Origin of the sequence: Pseudoflavitalea sp. G-6-1-2, assembly GCF_012927185.1 — a bacterium.
Taxonomy (GTDB): Bacteria; Bacteroidota; Bacteroidia; order Chitinophagales; family Chitinophagaceae; genus Pseudobacter.
The window spans coordinates 1,573,514-1,596,929 of record NZ_JABBGB010000003.1; the positions used below are offsets into that span (position 1 = coordinate 1,573,514).

At 47.0% G+C, this 23,416-nt stretch carries 21 protein-coding genes; 8 read left to right on the forward strand and 13 right to left on the reverse strand.

Features of this window, described 5'->3' with window-relative positions:
- Positions 1-125 precede the first annotated feature (125 nt).
- From HHL16_RS23625 to HHL16_RS23640, 4 genes are all read right to left on the reverse strand, one after another.
- Entirely contained in the window at positions 126-1,298 is a 1,173-nt protein-coding gene (locus tag HHL16_RS23625) for a FecR family protein (protein WP_169427799.1), read from the reverse strand.
- 65 nt (positions 1,299-1,363) lie between these two features.
- Positions 1,364-1,933, reverse strand: coding sequence for a sigma-70 family RNA polymerase sigma factor (locus HHL16_RS23630; protein WP_169427800.1), 570 nt, complete (start codon positions 1,931-1,933; stop codon positions 1,364-1,366).
- A gap of 157 nt (positions 1,934-2,090) precedes the next feature.
- Positions 2,091-2,831 (reverse strand): LytTR family DNA-binding domain-containing protein, encoded by a 741-nt coding sequence (locus HHL16_RS23635; RefSeq protein WP_240966298.1) that lies wholly within the window; start codon positions 2,829-2,831, stop codon positions 2,091-2,093.
- Positions 2,828-3,934 (reverse strand): histidine kinase, encoded by a 1,107-nt coding sequence (locus HHL16_RS23640; RefSeq protein ID WP_169427801.1) that lies wholly within the window; start codon positions 3,932-3,934, stop codon positions 2,828-2,830. Before HHL16_RS23640 ends, HHL16_RS23635 begins: the two co-directional genes overlap by 4 nt.
- Positions 3,935-4,161: 227 nt before the next feature.
- Between HHL16_RS23640 and HHL16_RS23645 the strand changes: the two genes are divergently transcribed.
- On the forward strand, positions 4,162-5,325 hold the full coding sequence (locus tag HHL16_RS23645; RefSeq protein ID WP_169427802.1) for a TlpA disulfide reductase family protein: 1,164 nt from the start codon (positions 4,162-4,164) through the stop codon (positions 5,323-5,325).
- Between the two features lie 64 nt (positions 5,326-5,389).
- On the opposite strand, the gene HHL16_RS23650 is transcribed toward HHL16_RS23645, so the two are convergent.
- From HHL16_RS23650 to HHL16_RS23675, 6 genes are all read right to left on the reverse strand, one after another.
- A complete protein-coding gene (locus HHL16_RS23650) occupies positions 5,390-6,649 on the reverse strand; it encodes a DUF2264 domain-containing protein (protein ID WP_169427803.1) in 1,260 nt (419 codons plus the stop codon).
- Positions 6,650-6,687: 38 nt separating this feature from the next.
- Entirely contained in the window at positions 6,688-7,899 is a 1,212-nt protein-coding gene (locus HHL16_RS23655) for a glycoside hydrolase family 88 protein (RefSeq protein WP_169427804.1), read from the reverse strand.
- A 91-nt stretch (positions 7,900-7,990) separates the two neighbouring features.
- Positions 7,991-9,910, reverse strand: a complete 1,920-nt coding sequence (locus HHL16_RS23660) for a heparinase II/III family protein (RefSeq protein WP_169427805.1) — start codon at positions 9,908-9,910, stop codon at positions 7,991-7,993.
- A 156-nt stretch (positions 9,911-10,066) separates the two neighbouring features.
- A complete protein-coding gene (locus HHL16_RS23665) occupies positions 10,067-10,243 on the reverse strand; it encodes a hypothetical protein (protein WP_169427806.1) in 177 nt (58 codons plus the stop codon).
- A 9-nt stretch (positions 10,244-10,252) separates the two neighbouring features.
- Positions 10,253-10,735 carry a hypothetical protein gene (locus HHL16_RS23670; protein ID WP_169427807.1) on the reverse strand — a complete coding sequence of 161 codons (483 nt, stop codon included), beginning with the start codon at positions 10,733-10,735 and terminating at the stop codon, positions 10,253-10,255.
- Between the two features lie 205 nt (positions 10,736-10,940).
- Positions 10,941-11,390, reverse strand: a complete 450-nt coding sequence (locus tag HHL16_RS23675; RefSeq protein ID WP_169427808.1) for a hypothetical protein — start codon at positions 11,388-11,390, stop codon at positions 10,941-10,943.
- A 252-nt stretch (positions 11,391-11,642) separates the two neighbouring features.
- Between HHL16_RS23675 and HHL16_RS23680 the strand changes: the two genes are divergently transcribed.
- A complete protein-coding gene (locus HHL16_RS23680; protein WP_169427809.1) occupies positions 11,643-12,299 on the forward strand; it encodes a protein-L-isoaspartate(D-aspartate) O-methyltransferase in 657 nt (218 codons plus the stop codon).
- A 17-nt stretch (positions 12,300-12,316) separates the two neighbouring features.
- Positions 12,317-13,081, forward strand: a complete 765-nt coding sequence (locus HHL16_RS23685) for a Rossmann-like and DUF2520 domain-containing protein (RefSeq protein ID WP_169427810.1) — start codon at positions 12,317-12,319, stop codon at positions 13,079-13,081.
- A gap of 7 nt (positions 13,082-13,088) precedes the next feature.
- Here HHL16_RS23685 and HHL16_RS23690 read toward each other — a convergent pair whose 3' ends face one another.
- Together HHL16_RS23690 and HHL16_RS23695 are read right to left on the reverse strand one after the other, a co-directional pair.
- Complete coding sequence (locus HHL16_RS23690) at positions 13,089-13,826, reverse strand: LytTR family DNA-binding domain-containing protein (protein WP_169427811.1); 738 nt, start codon at positions 13,824-13,826, stop codon at positions 13,089-13,091.
- On the reverse strand, positions 13,804-14,925 hold the full coding sequence (locus tag HHL16_RS23695; RefSeq protein ID WP_169427812.1) for a histidine kinase: 1,122 nt from the start codon (positions 14,923-14,925) through the stop codon (positions 13,804-13,806). Before HHL16_RS23695 ends, HHL16_RS23690 begins: the two co-directional genes overlap by 23 nt.
- Before the next feature lie 183 nt (positions 14,926-15,108).
- Here HHL16_RS23695 and HHL16_RS23700 point away from each other — a divergent pair, with 183 nt between their 5' ends.
- Genes HHL16_RS23700 through HHL16_RS23720 form a run of 5 tightly spaced genes read left to right on the forward strand, consistent with a single transcriptional unit; the run spans position 15,109 to position 22,529 of the window.
- Entirely contained in the window at positions 15,109-18,087 is a 2,979-nt protein-coding gene (locus HHL16_RS23700; protein WP_169427813.1) for a SusC/RagA family TonB-linked outer membrane protein, read from the forward strand.
- A gap of 17 nt (positions 18,088-18,104) precedes the next feature.
- Positions 18,105-19,514 (forward strand): RagB/SusD family nutrient uptake outer membrane protein, encoded by a 1,410-nt coding sequence (locus HHL16_RS23705; RefSeq protein WP_169427814.1) that lies wholly within the window; start codon positions 18,105-18,107, stop codon positions 19,512-19,514.
- Between the two features lie 40 nt (positions 19,515-19,554).
- On the forward strand, positions 19,555-20,778 hold the full coding sequence (locus HHL16_RS23710; RefSeq protein WP_169427815.1) for a TlpA disulfide reductase family protein: 1,224 nt from the start codon (positions 19,555-19,557) through the stop codon (positions 20,776-20,778).
- A 21-nt stretch (positions 20,779-20,799) separates the two neighbouring features.
- Positions 20,800-21,996 (forward strand): TlpA disulfide reductase family protein, encoded by a 1,197-nt coding sequence (locus HHL16_RS23715; RefSeq protein WP_169427816.1) that lies wholly within the window; start codon positions 20,800-20,802, stop codon positions 21,994-21,996.
- A gap of 20 nt (positions 21,997-22,016) precedes the next feature.
- Positions 22,017-22,529 carry an SRPBCC family protein gene (locus HHL16_RS23720; protein WP_169427817.1) on the forward strand — a complete coding sequence of 171 codons (513 nt, stop codon included), beginning with the start codon at positions 22,017-22,019 and terminating at the stop codon, positions 22,527-22,529.
- A 106-nt stretch (positions 22,530-22,635) separates the two neighbouring features.
- Here HHL16_RS23720 and HHL16_RS23725 read toward each other — a convergent pair whose 3' ends face one another.
- Complete coding sequence (locus HHL16_RS23725) at positions 22,636-23,391, reverse strand: DinB family protein (RefSeq protein WP_169427818.1); 756 nt, start codon at positions 23,389-23,391, stop codon at positions 22,636-22,638.
- Positions 23,392-23,416 lie beyond the last annotated feature (25 nt).

Consider the following 23,416-nt stretch of genomic DNA (forward strand, 5'->3'; position numbering starts at 1 on the left):
TGTAACAGTTTTGGGTTAAACAATAAATGCAAGTCTTGCCGGACTTATTTATGAATCAACTCAGAGCATCCAACTGTTCCGGTCACTACCCGGAGCAGTTTTTTATTTCTGAGGCAGTCATTCGCTTATGGTGATACAATCAGCTTCTTCCCATCTATTCTGAATTTCACTTCCTGATCCTGCAAACCTTTCAGCAGCTGGGTGAGGCTGAGATTGCGTTGCATCTTTCCCTGAAAAGTAAGTTCAGGAACATTCTTCTCGTACACGATCTCTACATCGTACCATCTTGCGATCTGGCGCATTACTGTGTGCAGACTGCAATCCTGCAGATTGAAAACACCATTCTTCCACGCAATAGCCTGATCGGTATTTACAGGTGTAATGCCGATAGGCGCTGCCTGCTTCGCTTTAGCCTGCATACCCGGATTCAGTGCTGCAGCTTCTTTATTGTTGCGTACCTGCACTTTCCCTTCGATCAGTGTAATGCGCACCGCGTCTTCATCTTCATAAGCATTCACATTGAAATGCGTGCCGAGCACTTCAGTGGAAATGCCATTGCTGTGCACCACAAATTTTTTGCGCGGGTCTTTAGCCACTTCGAGATAGGCTTCGCCTGTGATGTTCACTTCGCGTGTATCGGCAAATGCCACCGGAAAACGGATAGAGCTCAGTGCATTGAGCCATACGCGCGTACCATCCGGAAGCGTCAGCTGAAACTGGCGCCCATGCGGTGTTTGCATGGTGTTGTAGAGCACAGCAGCGCTGGTGCCCGTTTTTTGCCCATGCAGGTAATCGAGCTGACCATCTTTCAGTATGATCTGGTTATTGCCTTCATGTGCAATGGCGCCGGGTTGCAGACTGTCCAGAACAATGGTGCGTCCATCAGCCAGTGTGAGAATGGCGCCCTCCTTGCCGGGAGGAATATCATTCGGTGATCGACCAGATGGTGTTTGTTCTTTTTCCGCAAGTGGTTGTCGCTGATCGTTGCGCAACAACCAGAAAGTACCTGCGCATCCAATTAAGACAATGGCAGCGGCGTACCTGAACAACTTACTGCCGAACAGGCGGCGAACCGGTGTTTGCTGTTGCTGTGCCTCGATATTGTGCAATATGCTTTGCAGCAATTGCTGATTATGGGGTGCGAATGTCGTTTGGGCTGTGAGTGCATTTTCATATGCAGCCAGTACTTCACGGAATGCATCAGGAGTGAGGGTGCAAAGCCAATCGTTGAATGCTTCTCGTTCCTCCTCCGTAGCTGTACCGGCAGCAAATTTTGGTAGCAGATCGGAATAGTTCATAGTCGTTGATTACTATTAAGACGACACTGCTTAAAATTCATGGACGCCGATTCCTGAAATAATTTTTATGGGAGGATGGAAAGCATGGAGTAAAACAATTGTCCGAATTTTTTCACTTCGCCGCGCACGAACTTGTTGGCCAGATAGAGCTGTTTGATCACCACCGATTTGGAGAGACCGAGCTGTTCGGCAATTTCATCGAGCGAATGATCCTGAAATACATTCAGTTCATAAATGATGCGCTGCCGTTCGGGCAGTTGCGCAATGGCGCGGAGTGCGAATTCGTAGAATTCTTTGTGTTCGAGTTTGTTGAAGTTAAATGCTGTTGCGGCTTCAGATGTAGGATGGGACTCGGTTTCGCGTTGCAGGCGGGCACGGTTGCTCTTATGAAGATCGAGCAGGCGATTGCGGGCCATGCGGAAAAGATACTGATCGAAACGGCGGATGCTGGTGAGGGATTTGCGTTTGAGCCAGAGTTTCAGAAAGATATCCTGCACTATTTCATCTGCATCCTGCACCATTCTGAAGGGCTGGAGATAACGATGCAATACAGGTTGATATCGCTGATACAAACACTTGAAAGCAGTGATACTGCCTTGCGAAAGTTGTTGCAGCAGCTGATCGTCCTCCGGCATGGGATGGGGATTGCCCGTATGTAAACGTTCAGATTGCAATGTTGCATTATCAGTTTAAAGCCCAAAGAAATCACATGGTTTAATGGAAGGACAAGATCGTTGATGTAGAGATTGTAAACTTAAAAAATTCCTGCCGGAATTACGAAACTTTCTTCAGCTATGCTTTTAACCTGTTCAGCATTTTGAAGAAGTTTTCAGAGTAAGTACTGCCAATGGGTATGATGGTACTGCCGATATGGATCTCCTGTCTTTCTACAGCATTTATTTTATCGAGCGCCACCAGATAAGATTTGTGCACCCTGATGAAACGATTCGGCGGCAATGCCTCTTCCATTTGTTTCATCGACTGCAGGGTGATGATGCGTTGCGTTCGGGTATGAATGGAGAGGTAGTTCTTCAATCCTTCCACATACAAAATATCATCGAGTTCTACGCGAACCATTCTGGTTTCCACCTTTACGAAAATATATCCGCCTGTGGCAGGATACAGATCTGGCGCGGCCGGCAGCCTGGCAGCGGGGTTAGCTGTCTTCATGGCTTTTTCCACCGCACGGTAAAATCTTTCAAACGAAATGGGCTTCAGCAGATAGTCCACCACATTGTGTTCGAAGCCATCGAATGCATATTCCTGATATGCGGATGTGATGATCACCTGCGCACGGTTCTGCAACAGCTGCATAAACTGTACGCCGTTCAGCTGCGGCATTTGAATATCGAGAAAGATGAGATCAGCAGGCTGCTGATTGAATTGTATCAATGCCTCGAGCGGATTGGTGTTCACACCCACCAGCCTCAGAAAATCCACCTTGCTGATATGATCTTCAATCAGCTTGATAGCAAGTGGCTCATCATCTATCACCAGACAGTTCAGCATATTCGGTTCGTTTGATGCACTCATAAAGGTAATTGTAATTGTACATGGAATTCCTTTCTGCTGTTGTCGATGCTCAGAACGGGCTGATGATGATACAGCAGGGAAAGTCTGCGCTGTACATTTACGAGGCCGATACCGCCGGTCTGATCTTTCAGAAAATCATTCTTGAAATTATGGATGGAGAAAGTCAGTTCTTTGTTGTTTACCGCCAGATGAATGCTCACGGGCCGGTCTTTATCCTGCACAATGCCATGCTTGCAGGCATTCTCTATCAGCGGGAAAAGCAGCAGGGGTGGCACTTTCTTGCCAATGATCTCTCCTTCGATGGTGAAGTTCATATAGATATCGCCTTCGTATCGCAGCTTCTGCAGATCGATGTAATTGTTGATATGCGCAATCTCCTTATCGAGCGGAACGCGGTTCTGATCGTCTTCCTTTTCGTAGAGCATGTAGCGGATCATTTCAGAGAGTTTCATGATGCCATTGCCTGTTTTGCCGGCTCTTTCCAGCACCGCCATGCTGTAAATATTATTGAGTGCATTGAAAAGGAAATGCGGATTGATCTGCATCTTCAGAAAACTCAGCTCGGCTTTCAGTCGTTGATTCTCGAGGTCTTTACGCACTTTTTCCTGACTGTACCATACCAGCAGCAGGCGGTAGGAGAATGCAATGAGTATGATCGGAAAACTGAACCAGATATAGATCATCAGGTAACTGCCCATCGATGCCGGGCGCAGGGGAATGGCAGGCATCGCCATTTTAACGCCGGGTTTCACAGGAGTGGCGGCAGCAATGGCCTTTGCATTCTCAAGCTTCATGTCGTAGCTCCACATTTCAACCTTGAATTTGAGCAGGGTAAAGAGCAAAGCCAGTGCAATGCAACTGATCACCAGCAAAACGATCCTGCGTTTCTTAACGAAGACGGCAGGGATGAGGTAGAATGCACAAAAGTAGAAGAGCAGGAAATTCATGCTGCCCAGCACGCCATAATTGAAGAAATAGGTATCCCAGTTCCTGTACTGAGAAGCCAGTACCATGGGCAATCCCATCAGAAAGTACAGTCCTTCCCATACAATCCAGTGGACAATAATCGAGAGCAGCGGTCTTTTGATCAGTTCTACGTACATCTTTAATACCTGGTTTCAAACAATATGAAGTTTATAAAAATATGCTTCTTTTTGGTTATGGAATGACCAGTTTGGGTAAAGGATGGATGAAAAGGGGTAAACGATGTATGTAAATAAACCGGGCTGATTTCGAGTTGGTCAACCGGAAACCGCAATTGGTGTAATGGCGGCAAACCGTGAAGTGAATGCAGGGTATCTTCCCACTCAATTTAAATGCATTCGCAATAATGAAAAAGATTTTTGTATTCGCTTTAGCCCTTACTGCTGCGGCAACAGCAGGGGCCCAGACCAAAGCAAAGAAAAAGAATATCGTTATCAGCGGTCAGGTTAAATTCCTGAACCCTGAGAAATATGCCGCGAACAACAAAGTCTGGATTGGCTTCAGGGATGGAAGAGAGTACAAAGCCATCGATTCCGTAGTAGTGAAGGAAGATGGCAAATGGCAGTTCACCGTAGATGCCAGCCGTCCGAAATTCTATGATCTGGAGATCCTGAGATGGGACCGCATCACGGTTTGGGGCGATGCCGATATGAATATTCAAAGCCGTGGTTACGATACCGCCAAAATGAAGATCAAGAACAACCCTTATATTTTTATCGAGGGTTCTGATGATAACCAGTTCCTGAATCTGCTGAATCATACTATTTACAGAGATTATCAGACAATGATCGCTGTGAGCAAGGAAATGTATTATGCAGGTAAAGTGGCAGATACAAGCTGGAGCAGCTACCTGAAGGGGCTCGATCCATATCGTACTCTCGGCGATGATTTCCGCGACAGAATAAAAGTGCTGGTAAGCGCTTACAAAAAACGCCCGGTGGTACTGGCAGGTATCAAAATGATGAACTGGGAAAAGAACCAGGATTTCATTCTTCCCATATTGGCGGACCTGAAAAAGAACTATCCCTGGTTTACAGAGATTGCCGAATACAAGAAGAAAGTGGAAGACAATATCGCACAGGCGAAACTGCTGCAGCCCGGAAAACCCGCGCCCATTGTGGCTTATCCCGACCTGGATGGCAAACAGATCTCACTGGCAGATTACAAAGGCAAGTATGTGCTGATCGATTTCTGGGCCAGCTGGTGCGGACCCTGCCGTCAGGCCATTCCGAAAGTACGTGCATTGTACGATCAATACAAAGCAAAAGGCTTCGATGTGCTCAGCATCTCCATCGATACCGATCGCAAAGCATGGATCAAGGCGATGAATGAAGAAGGCATGCCATGGGCACAGACACTGAGCCCGGATAAAAATAAAACGATGGATACTTACCTGTTCAGCGGAATCCCTACACTCTACCTGATTGACAAAGAAGGAAAGATAGTGAAGAGTTATACCGGATACTCAGCAGATCTGGAAGCAAAGCTGAAAGAGATCTTCGTAAACTAAGCTTCGATTGCTTGTTGTTTTAGTGCAAAAAGGGCTGCCGTTTTCGGTAGCCCTTTTGCATGTATCAGTAATCTACTGCATAGTCTTTTGGAAATGGTTGTCCACTCCACGCTTTGCGTTGCGTCCAGTCTGCAAACGGAGCTGTCCAGAATGCAGCGGTGGCGGGCAATCCAAGCGGCATGAAAACCAGGCTGGTGATATACATGCTGCCCGTGTTGGAATAATAATCGGCAATATTGTTCTGATGATCACCAATCAGTCCGAGTGTGAGATAACCGTTCTTGGTAAAAGTGCCGGGGACGAACATCCTGCGCATCACGGCTGTGAGCGCGCATCTTACCTGTGCCGCACTGATGCCTTCGGGCAACGCATTATCGAGGGATAGTTTCGCCAGCGGCCAGAATGCGCCCATTCTGTAGGTGGATGACCGGCCGAATACCGGATAGGTTCCTTCGGGAGAAATATATCTTTCCTGAAACGATGCATAACGTTGCATGCGTTTGTAAGCAATATCAAATTCTGCTTGTTTTCTTCTTCCGTGTTTGCTGTTTATGCGGAGCACTTCCGTCATCATGGGATGCATCACATAACCGTTGTAATGATCGAAGTGGAATTTGTCGCCATCGCTGTACCAGCCATCACCCACGTACCATTGCGTGAGTTTTTCAATGGCGTTATCGATGCGTGCGGCCTCGATATCTTCACCAATGTTCAGCAGAAAACTTTCGATGATGGCTGCAAACAGCAACCAGTTGCTGTTGAAAGGTTTGATCTTCCGAAGGTTCTTGAACTGCTGTATGTATCGAGCTTTGGTAGTATTGCTGAGTGGCTGCCACAATGCATCCGGAGCATACAAAAATGCCTGAGCAATGTAGGCTGCATCCACCAATGGTTGGGCTGTTTTACCATCACCCCATAATAAGAAATCTGCGCTTTGCGGATCAACTGCATGCGCGAAACTGCTGAGTGCGTCTGCGCGGAGCCGCTTTCTGATCAGTGCTTCTTCTGTGTTATCGTCGGGGAGTGCGAGAAATGGAGCGATGCCGGCGATCAGTCTGCCGAATGCTTCCATATAACCCACTTCTTTAGGCCTGCCATCCCATGTGGGACTGAGTTGCATCTCCATATTCTTTTGCAGCAATCCTTTGCTCATATTGGACAGGACAGGACTGGCAATCTGATCGAGCAGTTTTATCCAGTATGCACGATCAGATAGTTTTGTGTTGTCGGGTGAATTTGGCTCATTGGCCATCAGTTGCGCAGCTGGCAATAAACCTGTAAAGCCCAGTAAAGAGGACCATCGCAGGAAGTTTCTTCTTCTCATGCACATCGGAATTTATAGAAATGAAATGGGTGTGATGATTATTTCAGGAACCAGTCTTTGTATCGTTTGAGTGCTTCCAGAAAATAGTAATCGGCATAGACGAGTGGAACATCTATCTCAGAATTGTAGGGCAAAGCACCAACGGAATGCTTCAGCAAAAAGCCGCCGTTCTCATATGCTTTGGCACGATACACATCGCTGGAGAGTGAACGGAGCATGGTTTCAGCGGATTCAATGTATTCGTTTCTTTCGTTATCATTGGTATACTGCGCAAGTTCAAGCAGGGCAGATGCGGTGATAGCACCTGCAGATGCATCGCGTTTGGCATCGGGAATATTGGGCGCATTGAAATCCCAGTAAGGTATTTTGTCTGACGGAAGATTGGGATGGTTCAGAATAAATGCAGCGATCTTCCGTGCGTGATTGAGATAAATTTTGTTCTTCGAGAAACGATACATCAGTGTGTAGCCGTATAATCCCCAGGCTTGTCCCCGCGACCAGGCCGAGTTATCGGAATAACCTTGTGCGGTGAGTTTGTTGCGTACATTACCGGTAAGCGTATCGTAGTCGATTACATGCCAGGAGCTGTAGTCTGGTCTGAAATGATTTTTCAGGGTAGTATTGGAGTGTGTGATGGCGATGCTCCTGAATTTCTGATCGCCTCCCGTGTCGCTTACCCAGTAGAGCAGTTCAAGGTTCATCATGTTGTCGATGATTACGGGACATGCAAATTTCTTACTGCTGTTCCACGATTGAATGGCTTTGATAGTTGGCCGGTATCGGGTGGAAAGAGATTGAGCGGCGTTGAAAAGGAGAGGCTTGTATTTGGGGTCTTTCGTAATGCGGTAGGCATTGCCGAAGCTGCAATACATCATGAAACCCAGATCGTGATTGCCTGTGTAGTATTGATTGGGCTCAATTACTTTGAGGGCACGTTCTGCTTCTGCTCTGATTGTTGTATCATGGTTTTGCTCATAGATGTACCAGAGTGTACCGGGATAGAAACCACTGCACCACCAGGTGATATCGCGGGCATCGAATTTTTTTGTGCTGTCGTTCCAGGATTGCGGCATCTTATCGGCTGGGGTAAGCGTCATCATAAACTTGTACTGGGTATCGGCCAGTGCAAAGTTCTGTTTGATCAATGATGCCATGGAAGGCTTTTTTGCGGTACGCTGAATGCGGGACTTTTGGGCATGCAGCAGGGTGGTGGTCAATAAGAGTGCACAGACAGCAGCAATTATTTTCATTGGTGTTCTTTTGCTTTTTTCAGGATGTGCTTCAAGATAATCAAATCATTTGTACTATAGTCCCACAATCGTTTGTGCAAATTTGAAAGACTTACCTTTTACTTATGACAAACTTGTATTGTCCCTGTTGTTGCAGTTTGCGGGCTTTGAGAACAATCCGGTAGAGGTATTGTCCCCAGATGCTTTTCAACCGCTGATCGGTTTGTTCGATAGGTTCGATAGTTGCATCGAAGGCATCTCCGCTGTATGTCAGCTGTACCATTGCTGGCCCATTGGGAATTTCGATAATGCCCTTGCCTGCGATCACCGGTTGTTTCCAGGTGATGAAGTGGATGGTATTGGGTGCGACGGTTTTGTTCAGTTCAAATTTATCTGTGATCAGCAATCCTTTGTCGGAAAGCGTGTATGCGCGTTTCCAGACTTTTGCTTCAGCTTCTTTAACGAAGGCAGGAGCCATATCGAGTGAGAAGCTGCGTTTCTGTGCATCGAATTGCACATCGGTGGCTTTGTATTCGGCGCCGAAATGTTCTGCTTCACCATTGATCATGGGGAGATTGTGGTAATTGCTCTGCATGCTCCAGATGCTGTATCGGTCGCTGCTGAATGTGCGTTTGGTGTAAGTGCCCACGCCAACGTCGATGAATACCGGCAGTGTATCGATGTAGAGCGAGAAAGTGCCTACATCGTTGTGGTTATGGCTTTCGTTGTTGAAACCTGCTTTGGCAGCCAGGAAATAGCCGCTGTTGTTTCTCATGTAACAGAACTGGGTTTGAGGGTACCAGGTGAATGGGGCGGAAACCAGTGCAGGCTGAGTTGCTTTCAATGCAGCATCGATGGAAATGTTTTCCATGGTGCGGTAGAAATTACGGCTGACGGAGAGATCGTTGTTGCCGTTTCTTTCTGCGAGCAGTGTTGCGGCGAAGCCGGTCATATCGAAGCTTTGAACTGCTTTGCCGTAGCGGTAGATGAGGCCGGGCTCGCCGTTCCCACGGGCGGGGGCATCGGCAAAGTTCACCATCCATCCATTGCCGACGTAACTGTATGCAATGTATTCTCCCATTCTTTTGATCATGGGATTATCGAGCAGGTTTATTTTCCCGCCGGTGGCCCTGTTGATCATTTCGAGGTAATCGAAGAGTTTGCCTGCGGCGTGCGTCCAGTAACCCGGACCTTCTTCACAGGCTCCATCGGATTTTACGTAGTTCATAAACTGATCGATGCTGCGCATGGTTTTGTACACACCTGCATGGAGTTTGGCAGTATCATTTTCCATCAGCAGAAAGCAGGCAAGTACATTGGAATTGCACCATGCATTCCAGTTGTTGACGATACCGTTCTGGTTGTTGAGGGCCTGCCACCAGTAATCGTTTCTTTCGAGATATGGGTTGAGGATGCGTGTTTCTACATTCGATCTGATCTTAGCTGCAATCACAGGATCGATTTTGTCGAATGTGTCTTTGAAGAAGTAATGAATCCAGGAGAGCAGCGATCCGATATCGCCGGAGGCGAGGTCGATGAGTTGTTCGCGATGATCGGGCAATGCTCGTTTGGTGCTTTGCGCAATCAGGTGAGCGGAGTTGGCCCAGCCGGTCATTTCGCAGGTCTGCCATACGCCGTTGATGATCTGATCGAGAAAGCGGCCCTTTCCTTCGGCGAGTTCTGCCAGCGTGAGTTGCAGCAGTGCATGGATGTTGGCGTTGCGGGGCGTTTCCTGAATCATGCGGTTGCCGTCTCGTTCGAATGCGAGGTATTCGGTAGCGAGTACGGGCTGCCATTTGTATTTCAGATTGGCTTCTCCGTCGCTGATAAGTTTATTGCGAACTGAACCGGTGAGCTGATCCCAGCCAGCGCGGTCGGCGTATGCGGGGTAGGTGATCCATTTGTTGCGGGGAAGCAGCCATGCGTCGAGTTGTGCATGGGTGGCTTTTTGTTGCAGCAGATTTCTGGGCTCCTGTGTAAAGCATGTGATGGTCAGCAGGAGTAAGGTAAGGGTAGTGATGGCTTTTTGCATACCACAATTTACCTAAATGCCTTGAGTGGAGGAGGAGGAACTATTACCCTGATTCAGCAAAAAAAGCAGTGGTAAAAGCATAATGCTGCCAATAGAGATGAATGCAGGTGTTGGGTGTAAAAAATAAAGCGGGACTGTTGAGCCCCGCTTTATCGCTTATGGTTTTTTCGGTTGAAGTTCTGGTGGCCAGTTAACTACTTTGCTGAGCATTTCTTCTACTCTTGCATGCTCTTCAGGAAATAGCGGCCCTTTTACTCGTTTTTGCGAGGCTGGATATACCATTACGTGTTTACGGAATTCTTCCGTGAGTTGAGCAAGTGTTTTTCTTTCCATACAATAAATTTACAGTTTTTTCTGAATTAAGAAGCCATCATAATTTACGCCCGCACTGAATATTTTTATGAACTTATAGTCGCGATAGTTTGTGAGGCCACGTAAATCAAAATCTTCTCTCAGCGATTCCAGGTTTGCAGTGATAGCCATTCTGTATAACCTTGTTCTTGCTTTGGTGCTTCCGCTGAAAGTCAATGCAATTTCGGGATACTTGGAAAGAAAATCAATAGCCGCCATGGCTACGGTTGCCAGCACTTTGTTCCTGTCCTGGTTTTTATTTTTTACCATATCATCTACATCTCCGTTTGCCAGCAAGTTTCCAAACGAAAGATTGAACACTTTAGGGTTACGTGTTTCTGTAAACTGAACTATCAGGTCTATTTCTCCATTGGGTCCATTGCTTTTGAAAATATATTCAAGGCCATCGTCAGCCATATAGGTGAAGTCATAGCGTTCGTATTGCATTCTTTCACGTTCTTTCCTTAGAAACAAAAAACGGTGTTTTTTGTACTAGTCACCTTTCACATTTCCTGGGAAAAATTATCGATTAACCACCACTGTTTTATTTGAAGTGGAATTATCAGTGCAGGTTTTAAAATAAACTTTAAAGCGATACCTAAAAGCAATCAGCCATCAAAAGAAAACAGCGCCAACCCATCGGGCGACGCTGTTCCTTTTCATGGCTATATTGATATTCTTATGCTGGTTTCTTAACGCGGCTGTAGGTTTCCCATCCTTCAGCACCGAGTGAACGAAGCACTACCGTGTAAGTGCTGCTTTCGAGTGTGATGTAATAAGCTGTGTTCCCATTGCTGCTCATTTCAAACAGATCGGAGATCCACTGATTCTGCTGCGTATTCTTCAGTTCGGCCTGAAGGGTTACAGGCAGTTGAGAAGTGGTGATGTTCCTGGTTACCGCCAGCAATTCTGCATCTGCTGTGTAATAAGCAAACATTACCTGATTGTTGAGTTTGAAAGTTGCTCTTACGAAGTTCTTTCCATTGTCCCAGCGGATATCCTGTGCACCGGTGAATTCTTTCATAAAGGCTTCGGAAATTTTCTGATCAACTGGTTCAACGGGAGCAGCAAAAGTTGCAACGGTTCCGGTGATGATCATTATTACGAGGATCAGTATACGCTTTTTCATAAAAGTATTTTTATAAGGGTGTTCTAATTGTTTTGTTGGTTTTCTTAAAGCATTTGCGCGTTTGCTTTCTACAGTTAATAAGACGCAGGTTTTTCAACGATGTTACAGTTTGGTTGCATCAATTTTTTACTTTAACAATTGCCCCCTTTCATACTAACCCATTGCCGTTCAAAGGCAATGTGTACGGTTCCGATACACTATTTTGGGGGCGGTTCTCCCATTCTTGCCCGATTTTTTAATAACTTGCGGGCGATGAGAACCTACGAAGATTCATACAGGCATAAAGGACTAAGAAAGCAGTTAGTAGATCTGCTGAAGCAGAAAGGCATTACAGACGAACGTGTGCTGGCGGCCATTAATAATATCCCCCGCCATTTTTTCCTCGATTCAGCGTTTGATAAGGTTGCGTATGAAGACAGGGCATTTCCCATTGAAGCAGACCAGACCATTTCACAACCTTACACAGTAGCGTATCAGTCGCAGCTGCTCGATGTGCGCTCCTTTGAAAAAGTACTGGAGATCGGAACTGGAAGCAGTTACCAGAGCATGGTACTCGCTGAAATGCAGGCGCAGGTTTTTACCATCGAGCGCCAGAAGAAATTATTCGATGTAGGTAAGAAGTTCGAACTGAGAAAGAAATACCTCAACATCAAATACTTTTATGGAGATGGCTTTGAAGGATTGCCCACTTACGGGCCATTCGATAAGATCATCATTACAGCCGCCGCTCCATTTATCCCTCCCAAACTGATAGAACAACTGAAACCCGGTGGCAAGATGGTGATTCCCGTAGGGGCAGGCGACGTGCAGCAGATGCTGAGACTCACTAAAATGCCTGATGGCACTATTCAGCGCGAGCAGTTCGAGAATTTCTCTTTCGTGCCTATGCTGGATGGAAAGAACGCTTAACAGCACCCAATTATACAATGAGACTGGTAATTATCGGAACAGGTAATGTAGCCACGGTACTGAGCCATGCTGCGCAGCAGGCCGGTCATGATATTGTACAGGTTTACGGTCGTGATGCAGCAAAAGCTGCATCGCTGGCCGCCAGCCGGAATGCGTTGCCCGTGCACAATATAGCAGAGATCAGCAGTGATGCAGATCTGTATCTGATCGCAGTATCCGATGGGGCAGTGGCTGCCGTAGCCGCTGAGCTTAATCTGGGTAATAAACTGGTAGTGCATACCGCCGGATCTGTATCGAAAGATGTACTGAAAGTTTGCTCCACTAATTACGGTGTGCTGTATCCTTTACAGAGCCTGCGTGCCGAGATGCCCGGAGTACCTGATATTCCATTGCTTATCGATGCCAATACGGGCGATGATCTGGCGCTGTTGCAACAAATTGCAGGTAGCATCTCTTCGCAGGTGCAGATAGCAGGCGACGAACAAAGATTGCAACTGCATGTGGCCGCAGTGATCGTGAGCAATTTCACCAATCATCTGTATGCACTGGCCGAACAATACTGCCAGCAAAGCGGACTGGATTTTCGCATGCTGCAACCGCTCATCAGCGAAGTGGCTGATCGCATCAAACACGGATCTCCCAAAGACTTGCAAACAGGCCCTGCCATCCGGAATGATCACACTACTATCAGCAGACATTTGCAGCTACTAAGAGATTTTCCGCAACTCAACTATCTCTATGAAGAATTGAGCAACAGTATTTGGCTCATGTATAATAAATAATTCTGGCTCAGAACTGCCTGTAATGCTGACTGAGAAAGCTGTTGAACGCATCCTTGTACGATTCGCCGATCGGGATATCCTTACCGGCTATCTGCACCCAGCTCTTCTCGATGCTGTCGATATGCCCCAATGCAATAATGTAAGATTTGTGTATCCTGAAGAAAGCATAAGGTTGCAGCTGATCTTCAAACTTCTTCAGATTCTGCAACACCATCATTTTCCCTTTCAGTGTATGAAGTGTAACATAATTGCCCGATCCTTCGATGTACTGAATTTCGGAGATCTTTACGCGTAGCGTTTTGTAATCCGTTCTCACAAATATGAAATCGTCGCTGTGTGGCGATAGCCGTTTTGTTTCTTCTCCCGAAATGTCCGGTGCCGATCCGTGCAGAATGCTTCTCGCTTTTACTATCGCCCGCTCGAAACGCGCAAAGGAGAACGGTTTCAGCAGATAGTCGATCACATCCAGCTCATATCCCTGCAATGCAAAATCGGGATAGGCCGTTGTGAGAATGATCTTTGTACTCTCCGGTAAATGCTGCGCCAGCGCCAGGCCATTCATCCTCGTCATCTGAATATCGAGGAATACCAGATGTATGGCCGATCTGGATGCCTTGATATACTGCAATGCCTTCGTAGGATCAGTAAAGGATTGCAGCAATTCCAGATCTGCAATGCGGTTTACGAATTCTTTGATGATGCCGAGTGCATTGGGCTCGTCGTCAATTGCTATGCATTTTACCATGGTTCAGGTTGAGTTGAAGCGTTGCTGTAAATCGATCGTTCTCTGTTGTGAATGCTAACCGGTATGCATCAGGATATAACAACGACAATCGTCTTTCCAGATTGGTGATGCCTATGCCACTGCTGCTGTCCTTTGAAATATTGACGGGGATATGATTGGTTACCTGATAATGCAATTGCCCTTTCTGCAGATCCAGCTGAATGGATACCGGCGTTTCTTCCGTTCCCGGCTCTCCATGTTTGAAGGCATTCTCCACAAAAGTGATCAGCAGCAGGGGAGGTATCTGCAACTTGCTGATCTGTTCATCGATATTGCGCTGCTGCAGCACCACTTCATCGGGAAACCTGAATTTATGCAGCTGAATAAACTGTTGCAGGTGCTCCAACTCTTTATCCAATCCCACCCATTCTTCTTTTTCGTTCAGCACATAGCGCAGCAGATTCGACAATTGCAGCAATGCATCCGGTGTTGTATCGCTTTTGATCAGCGCCAGGTAGTAAATATCATTGATGGTATTGAACAGAAAATGCGGGTTGAGCTGATAACGAAGCAAAGCCAGTTCACTTTGCAGTTTCTCTTTTTCGAGGATCCTTGCACGCCTGTCTTTTACGAACCAGTCTTTTGCATAGGCATACCCAATGCCGAATAGAAAGAAAACGAAAATGTTGAACATGGCCCGCACATCTGAGCCCTCAGCCTGACTTATTATTGCAGCGGGTTGCGCCACATTTGCGCCAGGTTGTTGGGGTGCATCCGCTTTTTTACGGAAACCGAATATGCTGCTGTTATCCATCTGCCAATCCTGCAAGCGGAACTGCAATTGTCCCATCGTTACCGATAACACAAGCAACACACCTGCCAGCCACCAGTATCTCTGTTTGCTGATAAAATAAGGGAAGAGCCAGAAGGCGCCCAGATAAAAAGCAACAAAACCAGTGGTATTCACAAAGAGCTGCTTGTAGTAGGCGAACCTGTATTCCTTCATCACAAATCCACTATTCGAAAGATAGTAGAAGATGAACCAGAGTACATGGAACACCAACAGAAAGAACAGGAAGTGCAAAACCCTCCGCAGCAGTGGTTTCAGTATTGATAGCATCGTACTAAGATATAGATTCAGCCTGTATTTTAAGCGCTATTTCCAGTGCTTTTGTAATGTGTATCGAATCCCGGTTTTCACCATTTTATTTCGCCGGTTCATGTAGAGTTTCCGATGCAGGTCCCCTTTTTTTCTAATTCTGTGAAGTTCGCAATTCCACCAAACTAACCAACTAACTAAATTATGAGAACAACCATGGTCTTATTGTGCTGTGCACTGCTGCCTGCAGTGGGGCAGGCGCAAACACCCATCAGAACCCAACCTGCCAGAACCGAACCTCAGCCCGATACACTGTTGGCTGCAAAAATTACGAAGCTGAGCGAAGTAGTGGTGGTAGGATATGGAACTACTGACCGAAAAAAATTAACAGGATCTGTGTCTACACTCAAACCAAATCCAACCGGAGCACCGCCACTCACGGTTGAACAAATGATGATCGGCCGCATGGCCGGTGTACAGATCACTCCTTCATCAGGTGTGCCCGGAAGCGCTGTAGCCATCACCATCCGCGGTCTCAGCACGCTGAGCAACAACGGCAATGCGCCGCTGGTGGTGGTAGACGGCATTCCTATCTATGGCATCGGACAGGAATCCAACAACGTAAATTACAATCCCGGTTCTACTCCCGGATTCGCTTTCGGCGGCACTTCCGTGGTATCAGGCTACACACAGGGAAGCAATTTTGAGAAGAATCCGCTGGCAAGCATCAATCCAGACGACATTGAATCCATTGAAGTATTGAAAGATGCCTATGCCACCGCTATCTACGGATCACGCGGAGCCGCAGGTGTAATTCTCATCACCACCAAAAAAGGGAAGGTTGGCAAAACGCAGATCAATGCACAGGTATCCACTTCCATCAGCAAACCCTTTGCTGTGCACGATGTAATGACTGGTGATGAATACGCCGATTTCTACAATGCATATTACAAAGCTGTAAATCCCAATGCACCGAAAGTGTTCCCCAAAGGCATCAATACGAATTGGGTGGATGCCATTACCAGAAAGGCTACCGGCGTATCCGCCAATGTGAATATGAGCGGAGGTACTGACAAGAACAGCTATTACCTCAGTGCGGGCTACGATAAAATGCCTTCCTGCATCATCAACAACAATTATGAAAGATACCAGGGAAAAGTAAGTGCAGATCAGCAACTGGGAAGCTACCTCAAAGTAGGTGCAAACATTGCCGTGTCTCATGCAAAGAACAGCGGGGCCGGGGCACAGGCCTTGTATCGCGAAGCCGTTCTGCGCGCACCCAATCTCCCGATTTACAATGCCGACGGTACTTATGCCTGGGGTAATGGCGCCAATCCTACCGGCCCAACTGAAGACCTGAACCCCGTTGCCAAAGCACGCAAAAACCAGAATTACTCCACCGACAGCAGAGTGCTCGGACTGGCATTTGCAGAACTCAAACTCTTTCCATGGCTCGTGGCCCGTTCCGAGATCGGTACCGATATGGTCAACAGCCGCAGCTACAGCAGAGAAGCAAGCCGCCCGCATCAGCTTACCGGCCTAGCTTCCGAAACCAGTACGCAAAACAGAAAATGGGTGACCAACAATACGCTCACTGTAAATAAAACGTTGGGTGGCGTGCATACAATAAATGCTGTACTGGGACAAAGTTTTGAATCGTCCGTAGAAAATACTTCCAGTGTAACCGGACAAGGATTTCTGAGCGACGATATCCTCAGCATCTCCGCTGCATCAGACCGCAGAGTTATCACAGCCTTTGAGAAAAAAACAGCGCTGGTCTCTTATTTCGGAAGACTGAACTATCAGTACATGAATAAATATCTCGCAGGTGTTACCTATCGTCAGGATGGGTCTTCGAGGTTTTCAAAGAACCGACGGTATGTTGGCTTTCCATCCTTCTCACTCGGATGGGTGCCGAGCGAAGAGAAATTCATGAAGAACCTCACTTTCATCGATCAGCTGAAATTCAGGGGCAGCGTGGGTTTCACCGGAACCGACGGTGGGGCAGGATACTACGGCAATCAGGGGCAATACAAACTGGCCACCTACAGCGCCACCTATGGCAATATGCAAACCATCAGTGTGAGCCAGCCAGCCAATCCAAACCTCAAATGGGAGCGCACCAATACGTTTGATGTAGGGATGGATCTTTCGCTCTTCAACAATCGCCTGAGCATCACTGCCGATTATTACAATCGTAAAACAACCGATGCGATTCTTACTTCTGCGGTTCCTTCATTCATGGGCTTCACCATTCAGCAACAGAATCTGGCAGACCTGAACAATCGGGGATGGGAGATTAGCATCACCAGCACCAATATCGAACACAGAGATTTCAAATGGAGCAGCACCGTGAACATCTCCCGCAACAAGAACATCATCAAAAAGCTGCATAAGATCGATCCTAACAGTCTTGCTGCAACTATCGAAAGCAATGGAGGCAATTTCTGGTTGCCTGGTTATTCCGCTTCTGAGTTCTTCATGTACCAGTGGGCTGGTGTAGACCCCAAAACCGGCCAACCACAGTGGACCGACAATACCGGAAAGCAGCTGGACAAACCAATCCGGGAAGTATATCCCAACGAACCCGATGAGCACCGCAAAGCCATGGGAGATGCTATGCCCAGTGTATACGGGGGCTTCGGCAACAATATCATTTATAAGAATTTTGAACTGGATGTGTTCTTCAGTTTTGCTGCAGGTCACAAAATGTACAACGGTGCAAATGCAGCGCTGTACAGCTATACAAGCGGATCGTTCTCCGGAGATGATGTGAACAATCTTTCAAGGGATCTGCTGAATTACTGGAAACAAACAGGAGACAATACCGGAGTTCCGATGCTGGTGAACAACAGCAATTCCGCCGGATCATTTTTCAGTAAATACGATTACACGGTAGGCCGCAATATCAGCCGCTTTCTTGAAGATGCTTCTTTCATCAAGCTGCGCAATATCACATTGGCTTACAATCTCAGCAAAGGATGGATGCAAAGAATGGGACTCGGCAGCATCACGCATGCGCGACTGTTTGTGCAGGCTGAAAATGTTTTCGTGATCACGGGATACAGTGGCATCGATCCTGAAGTGAGTGCATACGGATCATCGGGACTCAAAGCCGGATTCGACGAACTCACTTTGCCTAACCCCAGAATTTTCAGGTTCGGATTGAAACTAGGTCTCTAACCCTAAAAACAGCTATTATGTTCGCAAAATATATTCCTCTTGCATTGATCACAGCAGCGTTGTTCTCCATCACAGCCTGCGATAAAAAACTCGATCTCGCTCCCGAAGATACCATGACGGAACGCGCAGCCCTCACTAATCAGACAACGGCAGAAGCCGCGCTGGGCGATGCTTACATCAAACTCTACGAAGCCTGCAAAGCAGATGCATACGTAATGGGAGATTTCTCCACGGGTCTGTTGTCTAACTTCGCGGGAGAGAACAATCCGTATTACACAGGAGCCATCGATCCGCGTGATCCGAACTATAATCCTTTCTGGGAGAAGAATTACATCGCCATCAATCTGGCGAATGTGCTGATAGAAAAATTAGGCAGCATCGGCACATTCGATGCACAGCTGAAGAAGCAATACATCGCAGAAGCGAAATTCATCAGGGCTTACTGTTACAGCAATCTCATCAGACTGTATGGAGATGGCGCACTCGAAGCACAGCCTTCCAACATGGGCGTACCACTTCGTTTGCAGGGCTATGATGGCTATGATGGTTCTCAGAACATACCCCGCAGTACCAATGCAGAAGTGTTCGAGCAGATCTTCAAAGACATCGATGCTGCCATTCCCGATCTCAAAGCAAAGTTCGACGACCCAGTATCTACACGTTCCAGAGCAACCAAAGGAACTGCAAACGCGCTGGGAGCGAGGGTTTCGATGTATGCAAGGAATAATGATAAAGCCATCGCCTACAGCACGCAGGTGCTTACCAACACGCAATATGCGCTGGCTGGAAGCATACTCGATGTGTTTCCGAATAACACCTCTGCTCCGGCGAAAATAAATATCACCATACCGGAACTGATCATGTCGTTTCCTGTGAGCTGGAACAACAATCCCTACGATAATCATGGCATTTATTTTTATGATGGTTTCACATTCCTGTCTGATGCTTTCATTGCATCATATGCTTCGAAGGATATACGTGCCACGGAATTGCTCACAACCGGCGCGCCATGGTCTGTGCATCTCACGCCGATGAAATTCAGCCATCCTCAAAACCGCGATAACCTCACCGCCATCAGACTGGCAGAAATACTGCTCACGAAAGCCGAAGCGCTCACCAATAAAAATGGCGTGAATCAGGAAGCCATCGATGCATTGAACGCTATACATCAGCGCGCATTTGCACCCGCCGACAAACCTGCATTGTATACTGCGGCTGATTTCGCAGACAAACAACAACTGCTGAATGCCATCCTGCGCGAACGCAGATGGGAGCTGGCGGGCGAAGGATTCGACCGCTTCGATTTTATCCGTACCGGCAGAAAACCCAATGCTGTTTTACCAGCCAACAGGTATGTATTGCCCGTGCCTTACAACGAAACAGCCATTACAGGTGGAGTGATCAAACAAAACCCCGGATACAACTAAATGGATGTCATATACCCATCATATCAACAATTGAAATACAATGAAAATTCAGAAGTTAAGTTTTAGTGCAAAGCCCTGGCTCTTATCACTGGCAGTGATGGCCGCGCTGCCGGCAGCAGCACAGAAAAAAGCAGCAGGTCCCAAAAAATGGGTAACACTGAGTGGAAAGATCCAGTTCCAATGGCCCGAAGAAGAATGCAAACGCTTAGGCTATGATCTCAACAAAGTGTACATCGGGAAAGGATACGGATACGAATACAAAGCATTCGACTCCGTAAAAGTGAAGCCCGACGGAACTTACAGCATTAAGATCGATGCCACCGTGCCTACGATCTACCGTGTAGACCTTCTTAAATATGAGAACCAGGTAGAATTCTTTACCGATGCAGATGCCGAGATCAACGACAGAGGCTATGATACAGCGGCCATCAAGATCAAGAATCCTCCTTATGTCTTCATCAAGAGCAACTCTCTGAACAATCGCATCATCAATATGGTGAACCATATCACCTGGTGCGGCTATCAGGAAAGCATCTTCGTGTACAACGAGGACTATTTTGCAAAACGCCACAAGGCTATCGATTCCACCTGGTCGAATTATCTGAATGAGCAGGATCGCCTCAATAAGTTCAATGATATCGAGCGCAAGCGCATGCAGCTGATCATCGACAACTATGCCGATCAGCCTGCGGTAATCGCCGCGCTGCAACGTACCAACTGGTCGAAGGATGCAGACAAAACCCTCGCGATACTCGATAAGCTTTCTGCGAAATATCCCTGGTTCAAAGATGCACGTCAGATGAAAGACGACGTGAAAACCTATATCGTTCGCACAAAGATGCTGGAGAACGGCAAACCCGCGCCCGGATTCACTTATCCCGATCACAACGGCAACAACGTTTCACTGGCATCCTACAAGGGCAAGTATGTGCTGATCGATTTCTGGGCCAGCTGGTGCGGTCCGTGCAGACAAGCCATTCCGAAAGTGAAGGAACTCTATGCCCAATACAAAAACAAGGGATTTGAAGTGCTGGGTGTATCCATCGATCACGATAAAAAAGCATGGCTGAAAGCGGTGGACGAAGAAGCAGTAGCCTGGAAGCAGGTGCTCACACCCGATATCCGTAAAACACAGACTGAGTATATGTTCAGTGGCGTTCCTACATTGTATCTGATCGACGGAGAAGGAAAGATCGTAGACAAATTCCTTGGATATACAGATGAGGCAGAGGCCAGCATCAAAGCCATCCTCAACAGATTATAACATTTGAAAAACAACAGATCCATGAAAAAAATAATAATGGCCGGGATGATGATGGGCGCCTGCATCACAGCAACAGCACAGGGCTTCGTCACCATCAAAGGCAGTGTTACCGGTGATCTCAAAGGATACAATAAGATCTACCTGTACGGCAACGATGTGGCCAACGATTCTGCCGAAGTACGCAACGGACAATTTACATTTAAGCTGCCCTACAAAAAACCATTGATGGCGCTGATGTACGCAGAGTACACTATCAAGAACGGCAGCATGTATACGCCTTTCGGGCTGCTGATCGACAGAGCCGGTGAGGTAACCGTTTCAAATATCGATCTCACCAAAGGCATGGAAAGCGGCACTATCGGCGGCATGCAGTCTGCTGTAATGTATCAGCAATTCAATCAGCAATCCTACAAAGCCTACGAACAGGTGAATAAAGGACTGGAGGATAAATTCGGAACCGGCTGGATGCAGGAGTCTGATCCGAAATTCAAGGCATTTGAAGAAGAAAGAGAGAAACTGTCTTCAAAATATATCGGCGAGTTTGTACAGCAGTTCGTTACCAAACATCCTGATTCCTATGCCAGCGTGATGGCGCTTTCCGGGACAGGCAGATCTGTGCTATCTTTGGATGAGCAGGAAAAACTGTATGCCAAACTTTCTTCTGCAATGAAGAAGACAGAAGCTGCTAAGGATATTCCTGATTTCATCGAAGGTGCCAGAAACTCTGCTATCGGCAGCACAGTGAAAAACTTCACGCTGAACACACCTGAAGACAAGCCGCTTGCGTTGAGCGCCTTCAAAGGCAAGTATCTGCTGATCGATTTCTGGGCCAGCTGGTGTATGCCCTGCAAGCAGTCTTTTCCGCATATGAAGGAAGTGTACAAGGCTTACAAAAGCGATCAGTTCGAGATCTACAGCATTTCGATCGACAAGAATAAGGCTGCCTGGCTGAAGGCTGTAAAAGAAGAGGCTTTCCCGTGGCCGCAGTCGCTGGATAACATCAACATTGCGCACAAAGCATTTGCTGTAACCGGCGTGCCGTCTACATTTCTGATCGATCCCAGCGGTAAGATAATCGCGAAGGATGTAGGCTTCGATCCTGAAACACCCGGCGACATCGAGAAGAAACTGATTGAGCTCTTCGGAGAAAAACTCAGCAAAAAGCCAACAGAAAAGAAAAAGGAAGGGGAAGTTATTCCTGCTGCCAGATTGCAATAGGACATCAACGAATATTAACTATGAAAAAAATAAAACTCATTGCAGGTTTGCTGATGGCGGCTTGCGGTACAGCTACTGCCCAGATGGGCGAAGCACAGAAAATAACCTTCGATAAAGATACCACGGTGAACTTCAATGTGAGTGTGGATGCAGTTTGGAAGCTGGTGAAAGACCCTGCCAAATGGAACGAGCTCAGCAATGGCCATATCAGCAGCATCAGCACCAAAGGCAGTCTGGAAACAGCTTTGCTGCGTACCATCAGTTTTGCAGATGGTACAACGCGTACGGATGAAGTATCGCAGTTTATGCCCGAATACAAATTCATTGTGAACCGCGTCGTTGCTCCGTTACCCAAAGGCGTAACCGAGAATATCTATATGTTCTCACTGGTAAACGAAGAAGGAAAAGGTACACAGATGAAATACTCCATCAAGGTAGATGGCTCCGAACCAGGCAAACAGCAGCTGCTGGCAGCATTGATCAAGGAGATGGATGCATTTCTGCGCGGAGTGCAACAGGCGTTGAACAAATAAGGGACACCGAAAACCTGTTACATTGCATAGCTATGAAAAAGCGGAGTTCATGTGAACTCCGCTTTTTTTCTGAAGCTTTATGAGTTTGGCCAATAAGCCTGTCTGTTTATTTTCTTTTAGCAGCCTTCTTTCTTACAGGAGCGCCACCTTTAGGTGTAGCGAATCCTACATCTTTTTTCAGATCGCCTGTTTCAGTGGTTTTGCGTGGAGCCGATTTCTTCTTCGGTGTGTTCACCTTTTTCTTACCCGGCGCTTCCTTCTTTTTTACTTCGGCTTTTTTCTTTGCTGCATTTTTCTTTGCCGCGTTCTTTTTTACAGGCGCTGCCTGGCTTTTTTCCTTTGCAGGATATGGCTTCAGGTAGCGTTTTTCAATTACACCGATATGGTGGCGGAGGTGACCTGCAATTGCCAGCGCCAGTGCAGCCACACTCACGGTGTTATTGTTGGCGGTACCGGTTTGCAGCAACTGCTGTTCGTTGAGGCTCACGAAAAATAGTTCATTGGCTTTGCGAAGGAAGAAGAATTCTTCGATCAGGTCTTTCCATTTGCGTTCTTTACCACGTGATGCATCGGCCCAGTCGTTTTCTTCGAAACCCGGAAGGGCGGCGGCATCTTTACGGGCCATGTGCAGTGAACGGTAAACAAACACTCTTTCTGAATCGATGATATGCTGCAGCAGTTCCTTGAGCGTCCATTTGCCTGGAGCGTAGGCGTAGTCTGCTTTCTGCTTAGGTATGCTATTGATGAGTTTACGGAATTGTTTGGTGCTTTTCAGCAGACCGTCAACAGGGTTGATCTCTGTTACCAGGTCGGTATACCCTTTATAAGATTCGGGAATCACCATCTTCTCTCTCCTGATCATGTGATGTTTTATTTTAAAGCTACAG